Raw genomic sequence first — 15,025 nt, 5'->3', positions numbered from 1 at the left:
TTTTTAGCGAACTGCAATTCGGTTTGTTTCATTTCACACGCCTAATATATACAAAGAGACGTCGTGCATAGCTCGATGTACTTGTATATCCTTTAAACGTGCGTGTGAAACCTTGTAACTGCCGAATTATGCAGGTACAAGGTTTTTTTATCGTGGTTCAAATTTGCTGAATCAAGATAATTGCTTCTTGTGGAAGTCTGCACAGAAGCCTCATAGAAACGCATATTTAGGAGGAAATTAATTTGAATTTAACAACATTAGGTTTTACAAAATATTTTGAAGAGCAAATATTAGAAATGAAAAAACAATCTAAGTTTAAAAATTGTGTGCCTGCGAGGGTCACTTTAGAGCATAAGCATTCCTATCGAGTGTTAGCTCAAGAAGGGGAATGGCTTGCAACAATCGCTGGTCATTATGCCTATACATCTTTAGCTCGTGAAGACTATCCGGCAGTGGGCGATTGGGTGCTGGTAGAGAAAATGCCTGGTGAGGAACGAGCAATTATTCATCAGTTATTCAAACGAAAATCTGTCTTTTCGCGAAAAGTTGCTGGTCTAGAGATACAGGAACAGATTGTTGCATCGAATGTGGATATTGTGTTATTAGTCATGAGCTTGAATGCTGATTTTAATATTCGCCGTTTGGAACGATATTTAGTAGCTGCCTGGGATTCAGGTGCAAAGCCCATTATTGTTCTTACAAAGGCAGATTTATGCGAGGATGAATCAAGCTTAGTAAAAGAAGTTGAGTCAGTAGCATTGGGTGTAGATATTTTCGTAACGAGTGCTATTTCTGGAGAAGGCTTAACGGAAATTCAGGCCTTATTTACTGAAGGGGTCACTGGAGCATTGCTGGGCTCCTCCGGTGCAGGAAAATCTACATTGACGAATGCTCTGTGTGGCGAAATGCTGATGAAGGTATCAGACATTCGTGAAGACGATGCAAAAGGACGTCATACAACGACCCATAGAGAGCTAGTGATATTACCCTCAGGTGGCTGTTTAATTGATACGCCCGGAATGCGTGAGCTACAGTTATGGAATCAAGGTGATAGTTTATCATCCAGCTTTCAAGATGTTGAGGAATTAGCAAAAGCTTGCCGTTATCGTGATTGTACCCATCAAAAAGAGCCGCATTGTGCAGTGCGAAAAGCTATTGCTGATGGTGAACTTGATCAAAATCGTTTGCAAAGCTATTTTAAGCTACAAAGAGAATTAGCTTACATGGAACGTAAAACAAATGTCCAGGCAAAGCTCGAGGAGCAACGTAAGTGGAAGCAAATTTCTAAAGGTGTTAAAAAGGGAAAAAACAAATAGGAGCACACATATGACAGTACAAAGCATAAATCATCTACTCTTTTCAGTGTCTGATCTAGAGAAATCCATTGCATTTTATGAAAATGTTTTCGGTGCTAAGTTACTTGTAAAGGGAAACAGCACAGCCTATTTTGATGTAAATGGGCTGTGGCTTGCCCTCAATGTTGAAAAAGATATACCGCGCAATGACATTCAATATTCCTATACACATATCGCTTTCACGATCTCTGAGGATGAGTTCGATAAAATGTATGATAAATTAGTACAATTGAAGGTTCTTATTTTAGATGGCCGACAAAGAGATGAAAGAGATAAAAAATCAATTTATTTTACCGATCCTGATGGACATAAGTTTGAATTTCATACGGGGACTTTACAAGATCGTTTGGATTATTATAAGAAGGAGAAGTTACATATGGAGTTTTTTAATCATTAAGCAAGGAGTGATTTTATGACGAAAGCTTTTATTTTTGATATGGATGGCACTTTATTTCAAACAAATCTTATTTTAGAACCTGCGCTAGATGCCACATTTGATGTGTTGCGTACAAAGGGCTTATGGCAGGGAGAAACACCCATTGAAAAATACCGTGAAATTATGGGTGTTCCTCTACCGGTAGTATGGGAGACCTTATGTCCAATGCATTCAGTAGACATACGTGAGGAGAGCAATGTGCTCTTTCATGTAAAGTTGACGGAGCAAATCCGTAGTCGTAAAGGTGCGCTTTATCCACATGCTGAGCAAACTCTTGCCACATTGTCAAAAAGCTATCCGTTATACATAGCGAGTAATGGACAGGTTGACTATTTACAGGCAATTGTAGAAACCTATCAATTAGAGCGATTTATAAAGGGGACTTACAGCATTCAATCCATTGCTAGCGGTCATAAATCAGACTTAGTGAAAAAAGTAATGCAAGACAATGGAATTCAGGACGGGGCGGTAGTTGGTGATCGTTCTTCCGATATTCAAGCTGCCAGCGATAACGCGCTACTTTCAATAGGTGTTCGCTTTGACTTTGCTCAGGACCATGAATTGCAACAGGCACATATTGTGATAGATGATTTAACGGAGTTACTAAACATAGAGTTAGGCTAATTATGATAAATCCATTAACATTAGGTGAGCCTATTCGAAAAAATGGAAGCGACTTAACGACAATTATTGCATTTCATCGTAATAAAGCGTAGAATAGTGCCAATCCTATAGATAAAGCATTGAAAAGGAAAAGTAGATAGGAATAGCATTTTGTAGAGAGCCTCTGTTGCTGGAAATGAGGTAAATGAATCCTTTTGAAAATGACCTTTGAGCTTCGTACCGAAAGCTTATAGCAAGTAGATTACGACGAGATGGGCACTCGTTACAACAGCGGCAGTATCTCTTACTTTAAAAAAAGACGTACTGAATAAGGCAAATAGTGTGAGCTATTTGTAAATATAGGTGGTAACACGGGTAGACTCGTCCTAATCAGATTTGATTAGGGCGATTTTTTTTACCATTTTTAATGAGAGGGGAGCAATTTAGAATGACTATCGTTATTGGAGGCGCTTGGCCGTATGCAAATGGCTCTTTGCATTTAGGACATGTAGCCGCATTATTACCAGGTGATATTTTGGCCAGATATTACCGGCAAAAAGGTGAACAAGTATTATACGTATCGGGTAGTGACTGTAATGGTACACCAATTTCTATTCGTGCAGCTCAGGAAAACACAACAACCGAGGCGATTGCTAATCATTATCATGAAGAATTTAAAAAATGTTTTAATAAGCTAGGATTTACTTATGATTTATACACAAGAACGGATGCAGAGCACCATCATGAATCCGTTAAGGGCTTATTTTTACAGCTACTTGCCAACCACTTTTTATATAAAAAGAAAATTGAACAGGCTTACTGTGAGACAGATCAGCAATTTTTGCCAGATCGATTTGTAGAGGGTATATGCCCAAATTGTGGTGCAAAGGCGAGAGGAGATCAATGTGATAACTGCTCGGAAATTTTAGACCCACTAGATTTAATCGATAAGAGCTGTAAAATATGTGGGAATGAGCCAGTAATTCGAGAGACAGAACATTTTTATTTTACCTTTAGTCAATTTCAAGGGAAATTAGAGTCCTTCTTATCCGAGGCAAAGGCAGAGAAACGTTGGAGGGATAATGCATTAGGATTGACAGAGCGCTACTTAGCAGAGGGCGTTCCTGACCGAGCAGTAACGAGAGATTTACCAAATGGAATAGATGTTCCGGTTCCTGGCTTTGATGGTAAGAAAATATATGTGTGGATTGAAGCAGTGGCGGGGTATTTAACTGCTAGCCTAGAATGGGCAAAGCAACATCATATGGCGATTGAAGACTTATGGAATGAAGAAACGATTTCGTATTATGTCCATGGTAAGGATAATATTCCATTCCACACAGTTATTTGGCCAGCTATTTTGATGGGACTAGGTGTGCAAGCTTTACCGACACATATCGTATCTAATGAATATTTAACATTAGAAAAACGCAAATTATCGACGAGTCAAAACTGGGCAGTATGGGTTCCTTATATTTTAAGTCGTTATGATGCTGACTCTATTCGCTATTTCTTAACGACTAATGCACCAGAAAATCGCGATACTGATTTTTCATGGCGAGAATTTATTTACAGTCATAACGGTGAATTACTTGGTGCCTATGGTAATTTTGTGAACCGAACATTGAAATTTATAGAGAAATCCTTTGCTAGTCAAGTGCCACAGGCTGAAGTGGATAGTACTATTCGTAAACAAACTATTCAGCTATTTAATGAAGTGGGTATTCTTATTGAGGGTGGCCGTTTCAAGCAAGCGTTAGAGACCATTTTTGAGTATATTCGTGGAGCTAATCGTTACTTCGATGAACAACAGCCATGGTTACAAGTAAAAGAAAATGTGGAGGCGGGCAATTGTACACTAGCTACCTGTGTCTATATCATTGCCAATCTCGGACAATTACTACAACCATTTCTACCGTTTTCAGCAGCGAAGGTAAGAGATATGTTAGGAATAGATGAAATAATGTGGCATGAGCAAGTAGAGTTACCTAAAACCATTGAAGACATAACACCTTTGTTTGAACGGCTGGACATTGAACTAATAGAAGAAGAATATCAAAAGTTAGTAAGGGATAGTCGCTAGACTTGAAAAAGCAGTATGGCTGAATGAGGCCATACTGCTTTTCTTGTTTAATTCATAACAGGTGTTAATTTGGCCACGACAATGCTATTGATGGCATTCATATAGGCTAGGGCACTAGCTTTTAAAATGTCAGTATCTGCAGCTTTTGCCATATACTTTTCACCCTCATGCTCGATCGTGATTTTTACTTTTCCTAGCGCCTCTTTGCCGCGCGAAACACTATTGATATTATATTCCACTAGTTTTACATCCATGCTTGTAATTTCTGCAATGGAAGAATAGAGAGCATCAATTGGACCTGAGCCAACTGCGCTAGCCTTCAATACTTCGTTACCTTTCCGTACTTTAACGCTCGCTGAAGGGAAACTTGTATTGCTGACGACTTGTAAATCTTCAATATCAAAGAATTGGTCACTATAGTGAGTTGCATTCTTGTGAGAAGCATCATGTTTTTCATAATAGCTTTCAACAATAACGTATAAATCGTGATCGTATACTTCCTTTTTGGCATCCGCTAGCTTTAGGAAACCTTCAAAGATTCCCTCAAATTCATCTGTAGAAAGATTTGAAAACCCTAACTTTTCAAGAGCATTTTTCACAGCATGTCGGCCAGAACGTGCTGTCAGTACTAGCTCCATATCATCAAGACCAACGTCTTCAGGGTGCACAATTTCATAAGCATCACGAGATTTTAGTAATCCGTCCTGATGGATACCCGATGAATGGGCGAATGCATTATCTCCCGTAATAGCTTTATTGACTTGAACATCTAAGCCCATAAAACTAGAAACAAGACGAGAGGTATTAATAATTTCTTTAGTGTTAATACGAGTATCAGCATTATAGATAGTGCTACGCGTTTTTAGTGCCATAACGACTTCTTCTAATGCCGCATTACCTGCGCGTTCACCGATACCATTAATTGTACATTCGACTTTGTCGGCACCATTTTTTATGGCAGCAAGCGTATTTGCAGTTGCCATTCCAAGGTCATTGTGGCAATGAACGCTAAGAAGGACACTGTCGTCTAAATTTTTCATACGGTTGTTTAATTTAAAAATCATCTCACCAAATTCTTCTGGTTCTGCAAATCCGACTGTATCAGGTACGTTAATCATAGTGGCACCAGCCCTCATAACAGCTTCAATTGTTTTCCAAAGATATTCAAAATCTGAACGAGATGCATCCTCTGTGGAATATTGAACTTGAGGCAAAAGAGTTTTGGCATACTTTACAGCATCTACTCCAATTTGCAGAATTTGATCTTTTGATTTACTAAATTTTTTCTCCACATGTATATCGGATGTCCCAAGAACCATGTGAATCATAGGGTTTTCAGCGTATTTCACAGCATGGTAGACGGCATCAATATCTGCCTTTACTGCACGTGCTAATGCTGTAATCATAATATCGCCAGTAGTACCGACCTTCTCAGCTACAGCTTTGACAGCATCAAAATCTCCCTGTGATGAAGCGGGGAATCCAGCTTCGATAATATCGACACCTAATTTTTTCAGTTGCTGTGCTATTTCTACTTTTTCATATAAATTTAGCTTAGCTCCTGGCACCTGTTCACCATCACGTAATGTTGTATCAAATACCCAAATTTTTCTTCCCATTCTTTAACACTCCTCTTGTAGTTATCAGTATCTAAAAGCTACACGTAGGCCAATGATTCACTAAAAAATAAAAAAACTCGTCTCTATTTAAAAATAGAGACGAGTTTATGCTCGCGGTACCACTCTAATTGACCTTCTCTGTACAGAAAAAGTCCCCTTATCGACAGCTATCACTGTCTATCCTGTTAACGGGGGAAACCGACATCCCTTACTAGACTGTTCAGGGAGTAGCTCATGGACGAGTTCAAAATGTGTGTCTACCGATTTACACCAACCATCGGCTCTCTACAAGTACATCACCATTTTTACTATTTCCAATCTTGGCCTGCAATGTGTTGTTGAAAGCAATATTACTTGGATATTAATAACCTGTCAATAATTTTCTAAAAATTTTTTTAATTCTGTCTAAAGTAGTGCTCGTTTTGATAAAAATTTGATAATTGTGAAGTAAATAAATGGCTACTAAAAAAGCAATGTCTGTTAGAAAATAAAAGTTGTGAATGAACGTTAGAAAGGTAGAAGAAAAGAAGAAATTTGTCTTTGATTTAGAAGGTACAATTTGCTTTAAAGGAAGTCCTTGAATGGGGGGTTATCAATGCGTATAGACATGTAGACAAAGTGTGCATGCAGTTATTTTTTTGCCTCCTTTAGAGCAATACGTAAATCTATTGTGTTTGTTTAGGGAAGCGTCAGGTTGGTAAGAGAGCTACTTTACAAGTTGCTAGTGAGGAAGCAGCCATTATATGAAAAATATAAGTGAGTGAAAGCCTATACATATATAGAAAAAAACTGCTCGTTTCCTAGAAGGAATTCGAGCAGTTTTCATTTATTCTATTTTAAAGCGAGAGACTTCTGTTTGAAGCTCCTCAGCCATATTTGAAAGTGTTGCTGCGGAAGCAGCGACTTCCTCGATAGTTGCTAACTGCTCCTCAGAGGCAGAAGCGACATTTTGTAAATTACTAGAAGACATTTGAGCGATTGTTGCTATTTCATCGAAGGATGCATAAATTTGTTCCGCACTGGATGACATTTCTTCTGAAACTGTAGTAGCATCTTGAATTTGCATGGACACTTGTTCAATTAACTCTACAATTTTAGAGAAGCCTTCTTCAGCTACCTGTACCACCTGCATACCGATTTGAACCTCTTGTGTCCCTGTATCCATCACCTTTACAGCACGGTTTGTATCTTGTTGGATTTCTGCTATTAACGTAGCAATTTGCTCTGCAGATTTTTTGGATTGCTCTGCTAACTTTTTCACCTCGTCTGCCACGACGGCAAAGCCTCTCCCGTGATCACCCGCACGAGCTGCCTCAATAGCGGCATTGAGTGCTAATAAATTTGTTTGCTCTGCAATATCTGTAATAATGCCAATAATGTTACCGATTTCTATAGAATGACCGTCTAAATTCTTAACTACGCTTGCAGATTCTAATACAGCAGTATTAATAGTAGTCATTTGTGAAATCACTCGATGTAATGATTTATTGCCCTTTTGAGCCTCTGAATTCGTTTCCATTGCTAGTTCCGAAACCGCCGCCGTAGTAGATGCTAATTGCTGTATGCCCTTTGTCATATTTTTCATCGCTTCAGAGCTTTCTGTAGCATTTTTACCTTGAGCTTCAGAGCCACTTGCCACTTCTTGAATCGAAGAAGTAATCTGCTCTGTCGCTTGGATGGTTTGGTCAGCACTTGCTGTTAATTCTGCAGCAGAGCCACTAACTTGTACAGTGTTGTGACGTACATTTGTAATTAAATCTTTCAAATTAACGGCCATTTGATTAAATGCTTGGGCTAAGTCACCCACTTCATCACGATTTTTAATACGAATCTGTTCAGCCGTTAAGTCACCTTCTGCTATTTTTTTAGCTGCCTTAGCCATACCGTTAATTGGTCGAGACATTAGACTACCAACAACCATTGCAATTATCAGACTTATGACAACTGCAAGAACCCCAAGAAGTATCATTTGGAACTTAATATCTTGAATTTGTTGAGATGTGGCAGCAATTTTTCCGTCAATATATTCATGTTGATAATTGGAAAGGTTTTCAACGCGTTCGTCAAATTGTTTAATAATGAGCCGCCCTTGCGTACTATCGAGCTTTTCGTACTTTTCCGTTTCACCTGAAGCCTTTAACTCAAACATACGATCGGCAAACTGCTGAACATTTTGCTCGCTTTTATTAATAGCTTCTAGAAATTTAATGGATTTTTCGGTCGTCAGAGATGCCATGAGCTCTTCAGATTTTTGTTTAAATTCTGTCCGAGAGTCTTGATTGCTTTGGAGATTTTGTTTATCTCCAAGCAGTAAATAGCCACGCAAACTAACAATCTCTTGTTTGGCAATAACGCGTAATTCCTGAATAGCGATAGATTTAGTTGTTTGCTCCTCCAATAATGTACGATAAGTTTTGTTCACAGAATCAAGCTGCTTTATATTTAAGCCGATAGTAGCAACTAGAACTAAAATAACTATAAAAAAACCGAGTAATAATTTCTTGTAGATAGTAAATCGCATAGATGAAATTTCCTTTCTCAGTATTTAGTAGAAATGTTACAAATTAATGAAATATGTATATATATCATTTATATCAGAAAATATGAATTTTACAAAGTATTATGAGTATTTCTACTGTAATAAATAGTTTAAAGGTGGCAGAAATTTGTGATTGAAGTAATAAAAAAAGAAGATTTTTTGCTAAAATATGCTAGAAATAAAGCGATAGTTAATGGTGTATATTGAATATTAATCCAATATTCATAAATTTTGAAACTTATAGAGAAGTCAAAACGTAAATTACATATGAAGATGAACTGAGGTGGCAGGTAATGTATAGGCCTATTTTAAAAATACCTAAAACAAAGTCTGAAAAGGTTTGTGATTATATTGGAGTTATAATATTCCTCTTATCTATCCTTTATATTTCAGTTATGTGGGGTAAATTGCCTGAAGAAATTCCTGTTCATTTTGATGGTAAAGGTGAGGTTGATCGATGGGGTTCGAAAATAGAGCTCATTATTCTTCCGTTTATAGGTGTGTTTTTATGGATAACAATGAGCCTTTTAGAGAAAGCTCCACATATCCATAACTTTCCGGCTCGTTTGAATGAACAGAATGTAGCAGCATTTTATTTGAACAGCAGAAAAATGTTAAACGAAGTAAAAAATTTCTGTCTTATTTTATTCGCATGCTTATCATTCCAAATGGTACGAATTGCTCTGGGAGAGACTACTTCCATAGGATGGTGGTTCTTGCCAACTGTCATAATTGGGATAATGATGCCGATTATTAAAGGCATAGTAGGTACGCGCAAAATAAAATAAAGCTGAACTGTAAACGCTTGGAATATTTCGAGCGTTTATTTTTTGTTTCCAAGCTGTCATTTATTCAGTATACTATCAAAACTAAGATGCAAATGTATGAGCATTTCTTTAGCGGCTTAAAATGAGGGGGAGAAGAGGTGTTTAAATGATGCAAAAGAAATTTAAATTAAAGGATGATTTATCTATTTCCATTCATATCCAGCCACCTCATTCGATAGTAGACGATGTTTTTCACTCTAGAGAGGCACCGTATGACCGTATTATTTCTTTTGCGTTTTCCATAGATGCCATGGTAACTTATTTACAAAAAGTGGTAATAGATAATAGTCTAATGGAGCAAGGCTATTTATTTTTTGTTTATCCTAAAAAGGGTAATAAAAATATGAACAATTTTTTTATCGAGATGAAATTTCCTCAGCAATCCATGTGGATGAGGAAAGGTATGCTGATGGTAGTGATTTAAAGTTTTCTAACCTAATGTCATTAGATGAAACTTTTTCAGTCTTAAGTATTAAGATGGATGGTAAAGGAAGAGGCAAGAAGAAATAAGCCAATAGTCAATGTGTAAGGGATTATGTATGATGAGGGAGCGAAAAAATAGATGAAAAGCGCGACAACTTTTTTAATGTTTCAAGGGCAAGCACATGAAGCTATTGAACAATATCGGCGATGGTTTACAGATTTAGAAGTTGTGCATGTAGAATATATGGAAAATTCTCAGCAGGTAGCAATGGCCACCCTACAATTAAAGGGGTTAAAACTAATGGTGAATGATAGTGTCATACAACATAATTTTTCGTTTACGCCATCGACCTCTATCTTTCTAGAGTGCGAATCTGAGGAAGAAATAAAGAATTTAGTAGCCCAAATAGTGGAGAGTGGGCAAGCGTTGATGCCACTTGATCATTATGGATTTTCAAAGCGATTTGCGTGGATTCAGGATCGCTTTGGTGTCTCCTGGCAGCTATCGTATAGTTGAGAATGGAGTACGACAATAGAATGTTAATAAAAGGGGAATAGAAGATGACGGTAACTTTAGTGAGACATGATATCAAATATGCTGAGGCCATGCATGAGTTGTCTTCTATGCCACAGGTTCGAGATGCACTTGGGTTACCTGTTGGTAAAGTAGAAGATACTATACATTTTATCAAACGTGAATGTATCGATGAAGAAGAAGGGAAGACCGTTCCTCGAGTTGTTTTAAATGAAGAGGGACAGCTAATCGGTGTAACGGCATTAATGTTTATAGACCAACAAAAAAATAGTTGTCATATCGGTTCTTGGCTCGGCCATCCATTTTGGGGGAAAGGTTATAATCTTGAGGCTAAAACAGCTATTTTAGATATCGCCTTTTTTGAGCTTGGATTAAAGCGCGTTTTTGCGGGAGCTAGGAAGGTGAATATTCGTTCCCAAAAGGCACAGGAAAAGCTGAGCTTTATTCGATTAGGGGTGGAAGAAGATTATCCAGAAGAGCATTCATGGTTAGAAGCTAAGGAGAAACAACCATGTGTTTTAAATGTTTTTGAACGTGAGGATTTTGTACGATATCGAACATCTCTAAAAAAAGTAAATGGGAGTCGAGAGGCCTTTTTACCACAACTTTTACTTGCAGATGAGAGTGAAGAGGCTATCCAAAAATACCTAGATGAGGGTACCTTATTTGAAGTAAAGTGTGGAGAAAATCTTGCGGGAGTAGCATTATTAATCCCTCAATCTAATACAACCATCGAGCTGAAGAATATTGCCATTGTGCCAAAATTCCAAGGGAAAGGGCTTGGCAAAGAGGTATTGAGACAACTCACGACATTTTGCGAGAAGGAAGGCTATGAAACGCTTTTAGTTGGAACAGCAAATTCAAGTATTGATAATATAGCCTTTTATCAGAAGGCAGGCTTTCGCATGGAGTCTATTGAAAAGGATTTCTTTCGTGTCTATCCAGAGCCCATATATGAAAACGGCATTCGTGCATTAGATATGATTTTCTTTACTAAGCAATTGTGAATATTTTCATAAAGAAATACCCGTCCAACATAGGTTGAGCGGGTATTTTTATTTACCTAGCAGGAGAGCCATTAATTTTTCCTTCGAATGTAAAAAGTCATCTAATGTGTAGCGATCCAGTACAGTCAAGTAAGCCTGTAAAGCTTCGTATAGTACACCTTTTAACTGACATTCAGGAGCTATTTTACATAGATTATTCTCTTTATCGAAACATTCTACTAAATGAAAATCCTCTTCTGTATGACGAACAATTTCACCAATGGTGATGGATTTTGGATCGATGGCTAAGCGAATACCGCCACCTCTTCCGCGAATTGTTTCTATATAGCCTAACAATCCAAGCTGGTGCGTCACTTTCATTAAATGGTTTTTCGATATATTATAAGCCTCTGAAATCTCTTGAATAGTTGATAATTGGCCATCTTCTTTAGCACCTAAGTAAATAAGCGTACGAAGAGAATAGTCTGTGTATAAAGTTAAGCGCATAAGAACACCCTACTTTCTATAATTCAAAACAATTATAGCATTTTTATAATGAAGTATAATATTTTCAAACCTTTTTTAAAGATGTATTTAAAATACATTAATTATGTCCATTTTGTTAAAGATGTATTTTACATATTGCTTTAAGAAAATGAAAGCGTTATATTGTAATCACGAAAGGATGGTAAGCGATATGTTAAAACAAGAAACTATTCAAATCATTAAGGCAACAGTTCCTGTATTAGAAGTTCATGGTGTAGAAATTACAAAGACGTTTTACAAAAATATGTTTCAAGCTCATCCAGAATTACTGAATATTTTTAACCACACTAACCAAGAAAAAGGTCGTCAGCAAACAGCATTAGCAAATACAGTTTATGCTGCGGCCGTTCATATTGAAAATTTAGAGGCTATTTTACCAGCAGTCATGCTTATTGCACATAAACACCGTAGTTTAGGTATCTTACCTGAGCATTATCCAATTGTTGGTGAAAACTTACTAAAAGCGATTAAGGAAGTACTTGGCGACGCGGCGACAGACGATATTATTAATGCATGGGCTGAGGCATATGGCGTTATTGCAGATGTTTTCATTCAAGTAGAAGAAGAGTTATACCAAAAAGCGGAAAATAATGGTGGGTGGCGTCTATTTAGACCATTAAAAGTGGCGAAAAAAGTGGTAGAAAGTGACTTAGTTACATCTGTTTATTTTGTCAATGAGGATGGCTCAGCATTGCCAGCTTACGAACCGGGACAATACATTAGTATTCGTGTGAAAGTTCCTGGTGAAGAGTATTTAATGAACCGTCAATACACACTTTCTCAAGCAAGTGCAGAAGATGGTTACCGTATTTCAGTAAAACGTGAAAGTGATCAGACGCCAAACGGAAAAGTGTCAAACTTTATTCATGATGACTTACAAGTTGGAGATTTAGTAGATGTAAGTGTGCCAGCAGGATTATTCGTTTTAGAAGAAACTACTGCTCCTATTACATTTGTTAGTGGTGGTATAGGTGTAACACCATTAAACAGTATGCTACAATCCCTAAAAGATGATGCAACGAATAAAGTTAACTTTATCCAATGTGCACGCAATGAGAAAGTTGTAGCGTTTAGCGATGATATTCAAGGAAAGGTAAATGCGCTACCTAATGCATCGTATACGGCTCTATATTCTGATGAAAACAAGCAAATTACGAAAGAATTATTAGCAGAAAGAGTGGCTGATAATGCTGATGTCTATGTATGTGGACCTGTAGGCTTTATGGAAGCAGTTATTAAAAACTTACAAGAAATTGGCGTTAAAGATGAAAAAATTCACTATGAATTCTTCGGACCGGCTATGCAATTAGCTAAATAATATAGTGGAATCCCTGTGATGAGTAATGACTCATAGCAGGGTTTTTTGTATAAGTCGATACCGATAGTGGTCTTCAAGAAAAAGAGTTGAAGCTTTCATGTTGACAATATACCTATTGGGGTATAATATGAATCTCGTAAGTAAGTTCAATCTATCGTTTTGAAAGGAGGCTGGAACAGAATGGCTTATGACTCTAAAACAGCTAATCGAGTAAAGCGGATGGAAGGTCAATTACGCGGAATCTTACGCATGATGGAGGAAGGTCAAAACTGTAAGGATGTGATTACACAGCTGTCGGCCGTGCGTTCAGCGGTTGATCGGACAATAGGAGTTATTGTTAGTGAAAATTTATTAGATTGTGTCACCACTGCTGAGGGCAATGCGGAAAAGATGAACTCAGCCATTCAAGAAGCAATGGATTTAGTGGTGAAAAGCAGATAGTTTTATATACCCTTTAACGTATAAAAAAGGAGGAGTGATAACTTGGAAACATGGATCGTTATTGCAATTATTGCAGCATTTTTCATTTGGCGAATGAAACCAACAAAGGGTGTTCAATCTATTTCTACAGTCCAATTAAAAAATATGCTGAATGATAAGGATAAGATATTTATCGACGTACGCACGCCAGCGGAGTTTAAAGGACGCCATATCTCTCAGTTTAAAAATATGCCGCTTGGGTCCGGCTTTGACAAACTACCGAAGGATAAAGAAGTGGTTGTGATTTGTCAAAGTGGTATGCGTAGTAGTCAGGCATGTAAGCAATTGAAAAAGCAAGGCTTTGAGCGTGTTACAAATGTTCGCGGTGGAATGAGCGCGTATTAGGAGGAAAGTAAATGAAGGAAATTACAGCAAAGGAAGTAGAGCAAGCAATCATTCAGGGGAAAAAACTGAGCCTGATTGATGTACGAGAGGTAGAAGAGGTAGCGGCTGGTCATATTCCGGGTATAATCCATATTCCACTTGGTTTATTAGAGTTCCGCGTACAGGATTTGAATAAGGATGAACCGTATATTATGGTTTGCCGATCAGGTGCTCGTAGTGCTCGTGCTACCGAAATTTTAGAAGGTAAAGGCTTTCATGTTTCAAATATGGTTGGTGGAATGTTGTCCTGGGAGGGCGAAGTACAATACTAGCTTATAGCTATATTTTTTTGTTGAAAATAATACCCTTATGGGTATATGGAGGTTGTAATGAGAATGAAGGCAGATTTTCAGCTAGATGCCAAGGGCCTTTCTTGCCCGTTACCCATTGTTAAAACGAAAAAAGCAATGGCTGATCTTATAGACGGTCAAATTTTAGAAGTATGTGCGACAGATAGAGGCTCTAAAGCTGATATTGCAGCTTGGGCAGAAACTGTAGGTCACCAATATATTGGCACTTTAGAAAATGAAGGGGTGCTCAAGCATTATATTCGCAAATGTACAAACGATCAAATAGAAGAAATTTCGTTTGATCAAACGATTGATTTAGAGCAAATCATCAATCGTGACGGATTAATTCTTGATGTGCGTGAAGAAGCAGAGTTTGCCTTTGGGCATATCGAGGGCGCTAAATCTATTCCAATGGGTGAATTGGAAGCGCGACTGTCAGAGCTTGATAAAGAGCAAGAGATTTATGTTATTTGTCGTACTGGAAAGCGCAGCGATATGGCTGCACAGAAGCTAGCCTTACATGGTTTTATAAAGGTCTTTAACGTTCTACCAGGAATGACATCCTGGCAAGGTAAATTAACAAAAAACATTTAATAGGAGG

16 protein-coding genes and 2 other annotated features are annotated in these 15,025 nt (G+C 37.7%); of the genes, 13 read left to right on the top strand and 3 right to left on the bottom strand.

All coding sequences use genetic code 11. From position 1 onward, the window contains the following. Positions 1-236: 236 nt before the first annotated feature. The 4 genes from rsgA (at position 237) to metG (ending at position 4,477) form a co-directional block, all read left to right on the top strand. Positions 237-1,316, top strand: a complete 1,080-nt coding sequence (rsgA, locus tag ACE1MS_RS21030) for a ribosome small subunit-dependent GTPase A (RefSeq protein WP_171821127.1) — start codon at positions 237-239, stop codon at positions 1,314-1,316. A 10-nt stretch (positions 1,317-1,326) separates the two neighbouring features. Continuing rightward, entirely contained in the window at positions 1,327-1,752 is a 426-nt protein-coding gene (gene fosM / locus ACE1MS_RS21025) for a FosM family fosfomycin resistance protein (RefSeq protein WP_031416589.1), read from the top strand. Between the two features lie 15 nt (positions 1,753-1,767). Beyond that, on the top strand, positions 1,768-2,415 hold the full coding sequence (locus ACE1MS_RS21020) for an HAD-IA family hydrolase (RefSeq protein ID WP_447402597.1): 648 nt from the start codon (positions 1,768-1,770) through the stop codon (positions 2,413-2,415). A gap of 110 nt (positions 2,416-2,525) precedes the next feature. Next, positions 2,526-2,786, top strand: a binding site (T-box leader). 56 nt (positions 2,787-2,842) lie between these two features. Next, positions 2,843-4,477: a methionine--tRNA ligase gene (gene metG / locus ACE1MS_RS21015; RefSeq protein ID WP_036162391.1), complete on the top strand. Its 1,635-nt coding sequence runs from the start codon at positions 2,843-2,845 to the stop codon at positions 4,475-4,477. A 47-nt stretch (positions 4,478-4,524) separates the two neighbouring features. Here the strand turns inward: metG and ACE1MS_RS21010 are convergent, their stop codons facing one another. Together ACE1MS_RS21010 and ACE1MS_RS21005 are read right to left on the bottom strand one after the other, a co-directional pair. Further along, positions 4,525-6,096, bottom strand: a complete 1,572-nt coding sequence (locus ACE1MS_RS21010; protein ID WP_447402596.1) for a 2-isopropylmalate synthase — start codon at positions 6,094-6,096, stop codon at positions 4,525-4,527. A 92-nt stretch (positions 6,097-6,188) separates the two neighbouring features. Further along, positions 6,189-6,427: a binding site (T-box leader), on the bottom strand. 495 nt (positions 6,428-6,922) lie between these two features. Next, positions 6,923-8,617 (bottom strand): methyl-accepting chemotaxis protein, encoded by a 1,695-nt coding sequence (locus ACE1MS_RS21005; protein WP_012295897.1) that lies wholly within the window; start codon positions 8,615-8,617, stop codon positions 6,923-6,925. 311 nt (positions 8,618-8,928) lie between these two features. On the opposite strand from ACE1MS_RS21005, the gene ACE1MS_RS21000 reads away from it, so the two are divergent. The 4 genes from ACE1MS_RS21000 (at position 8,929) to ACE1MS_RS20985 (ending at position 11,427) form a co-directional block, all read left to right on the top strand. Continuing rightward, positions 8,929-9,423 (top strand): DUF1648 domain-containing protein, encoded by a 495-nt coding sequence (locus ACE1MS_RS21000; protein WP_197224175.1) that lies wholly within the window; start codon positions 8,929-8,931, stop codon positions 9,421-9,423. Positions 9,424-9,568: 145 nt separating this feature from the next. Further along, a complete protein-coding gene (locus ACE1MS_RS20995; protein WP_197224174.1) occupies positions 9,569-9,886 on the top strand; it encodes a hypothetical protein in 318 nt (105 codons plus the stop codon). 138 nt (positions 9,887-10,024) lie between these two features. Continuing rightward, the gene (locus ACE1MS_RS20990) at positions 10,025-10,402 is read left to right on the top strand and encodes a VOC family protein (RefSeq protein WP_012295893.1); all 378 of its coding nucleotides are present in this window, start codon (positions 10,025-10,027) and stop codon (positions 10,400-10,402) included. Between the two features lie 44 nt (positions 10,403-10,446). Beyond that, on the top strand, positions 10,447-11,427 hold the full coding sequence (locus tag ACE1MS_RS20985; RefSeq protein ID WP_036164845.1) for a GNAT family N-acetyltransferase: 981 nt from the start codon (positions 10,447-10,449) through the stop codon (positions 11,425-11,427). 48 nt (positions 11,428-11,475) lie between these two features. On the opposite strand, the gene ACE1MS_RS20980 is transcribed toward ACE1MS_RS20985, so the two are convergent. Then, the gene (locus ACE1MS_RS20980) at positions 11,476-11,913 is read right to left on the bottom strand and encodes an Rrf2 family transcriptional regulator (RefSeq protein ID WP_012295891.1); all 438 of its coding nucleotides are present in this window, start codon (positions 11,911-11,913) and stop codon (positions 11,476-11,478) included. A gap of 190 nt (positions 11,914-12,103) precedes the next feature. On the opposite strand from ACE1MS_RS20980, the gene hmpA reads away from it, so the two are divergent. From hmpA to ACE1MS_RS20955, 5 genes are all read left to right on the top strand, one after another. Next, the gene (gene hmpA / locus ACE1MS_RS20975) at positions 12,104-13,270 is read left to right on the top strand and encodes an NO-inducible flavohemoprotein (protein ID WP_036164842.1); all 1,167 of its coding nucleotides are present in this window, start codon (positions 12,104-12,106) and stop codon (positions 13,268-13,270) included. A gap of 180 nt (positions 13,271-13,450) precedes the next feature. Beyond that, complete coding sequence (locus ACE1MS_RS20970; RefSeq protein WP_012295889.1) at positions 13,451-13,711, top strand: metal-sensitive transcriptional regulator; 261 nt, start codon at positions 13,451-13,453, stop codon at positions 13,709-13,711. A 42-nt stretch (positions 13,712-13,753) separates the two neighbouring features. Beyond that, on the top strand, positions 13,754-14,095 hold the full coding sequence (locus ACE1MS_RS20965) for a rhodanese-like domain-containing protein (RefSeq protein ID WP_031416581.1): 342 nt from the start codon (positions 13,754-13,756) through the stop codon (positions 14,093-14,095). An 11-nt stretch (positions 14,096-14,106) separates the two neighbouring features. Continuing rightward, positions 14,107-14,406 (top strand): rhodanese-like domain-containing protein, encoded by a 300-nt coding sequence (locus tag ACE1MS_RS20960; RefSeq protein WP_012295887.1) that lies wholly within the window; start codon positions 14,107-14,109, stop codon positions 14,404-14,406. 63 nt (positions 14,407-14,469) lie between these two features. Further along, positions 14,470-15,018 (top strand): sulfurtransferase TusA family protein, encoded by a 549-nt coding sequence (locus tag ACE1MS_RS20955; protein ID WP_031416580.1) that lies wholly within the window; start codon positions 14,470-14,472, stop codon positions 15,016-15,018. Positions 15,019-15,025: the final 7 nt, after the last annotated feature.

The organism is Lysinibacillus sp. fkY74-1 (assembly GCF_053165895.1).
The sequence above is the reverse complement of the archived record's forward strand: the minus strand, read 5'-3'. Positions and strand labels throughout refer to the sequence as shown.

Excerpts from the sequence above, each read along its gene's own strand:
- ACE1MS_RS20980 (WP_012295891.1), bottom strand. The coding sequence starts at position 11,913 with ATGCGCTTAACTTTATACACAGACTATTCTCTTCGTACGCTTATTTAC.
- ACE1MS_RS21005 (WP_012295897.1), bottom strand. The coding sequence starts at position 8,617 with ATGCGATTTACTATCTACAAGAAATTATTACTCGGTTTTTTTATAGTT.
- metG (WP_036162391.1), top strand. The coding sequence starts at position 2,843 with ATGACTATCGTTATTGGAGGCGCTTGGCCGTATGCAAATGGCTCTTTG.
- ACE1MS_RS21010 (WP_447402596.1), bottom strand. The coding sequence starts at position 6,096 with ATGGGAAGAAAAATTTGGGTATTTGATACAACATTACGTGATGGTGAA.
- ACE1MS_RS21000 (WP_197224175.1), top strand. The coding sequence starts at position 8,929 with ATGTATAGGCCTATTTTAAAAATACCTAAAACAAAGTCTGAAAAGGTT.
- hmpA (WP_036164842.1), top strand. The coding sequence starts at position 12,104 with ATGTTAAAACAAGAAACTATTCAAATCATTAAGGCAACAGTTCCTGTA.
- ACE1MS_RS20960 (WP_012295887.1), top strand. The coding sequence starts at position 14,107 with ATGAAGGAAATTACAGCAAAGGAAGTAGAGCAAGCAATCATTCAGGGG.
- ACE1MS_RS20985 (WP_036164845.1), top strand. The coding sequence starts at position 10,447 with ATGACGGTAACTTTAGTGAGACATGATATCAAATATGCTGAGGCCATG.
- ACE1MS_RS20970 (WP_012295889.1), top strand. The coding sequence starts at position 13,451 with ATGGCTTATGACTCTAAAACAGCTAATCGAGTAAAGCGGATGGAAGGT.
- ACE1MS_RS20995 (WP_197224174.1), top strand. The coding sequence starts at position 9,569 with ATGATGCAAAAGAAATTTAAATTAAAGGATGATTTATCTATTTCCATT.
- ACE1MS_RS21020 (WP_447402597.1), top strand. The coding sequence starts at position 1,768 with ATGACGAAAGCTTTTATTTTTGATATGGATGGCACTTTATTTCAAACA.
- fosM (WP_031416589.1), top strand. The coding sequence starts at position 1,327 with ATGACAGTACAAAGCATAAATCATCTACTCTTTTCAGTGTCTGATCTA.
- ACE1MS_RS20955 (WP_031416580.1), top strand. The coding sequence starts at position 14,470 with ATGAAGGCAGATTTTCAGCTAGATGCCAAGGGCCTTTCTTGCCCGTTA.
- ACE1MS_RS20990 (WP_012295893.1), top strand. The coding sequence starts at position 10,025 with ATGAAAAGCGCGACAACTTTTTTAATGTTTCAAGGGCAAGCACATGAA.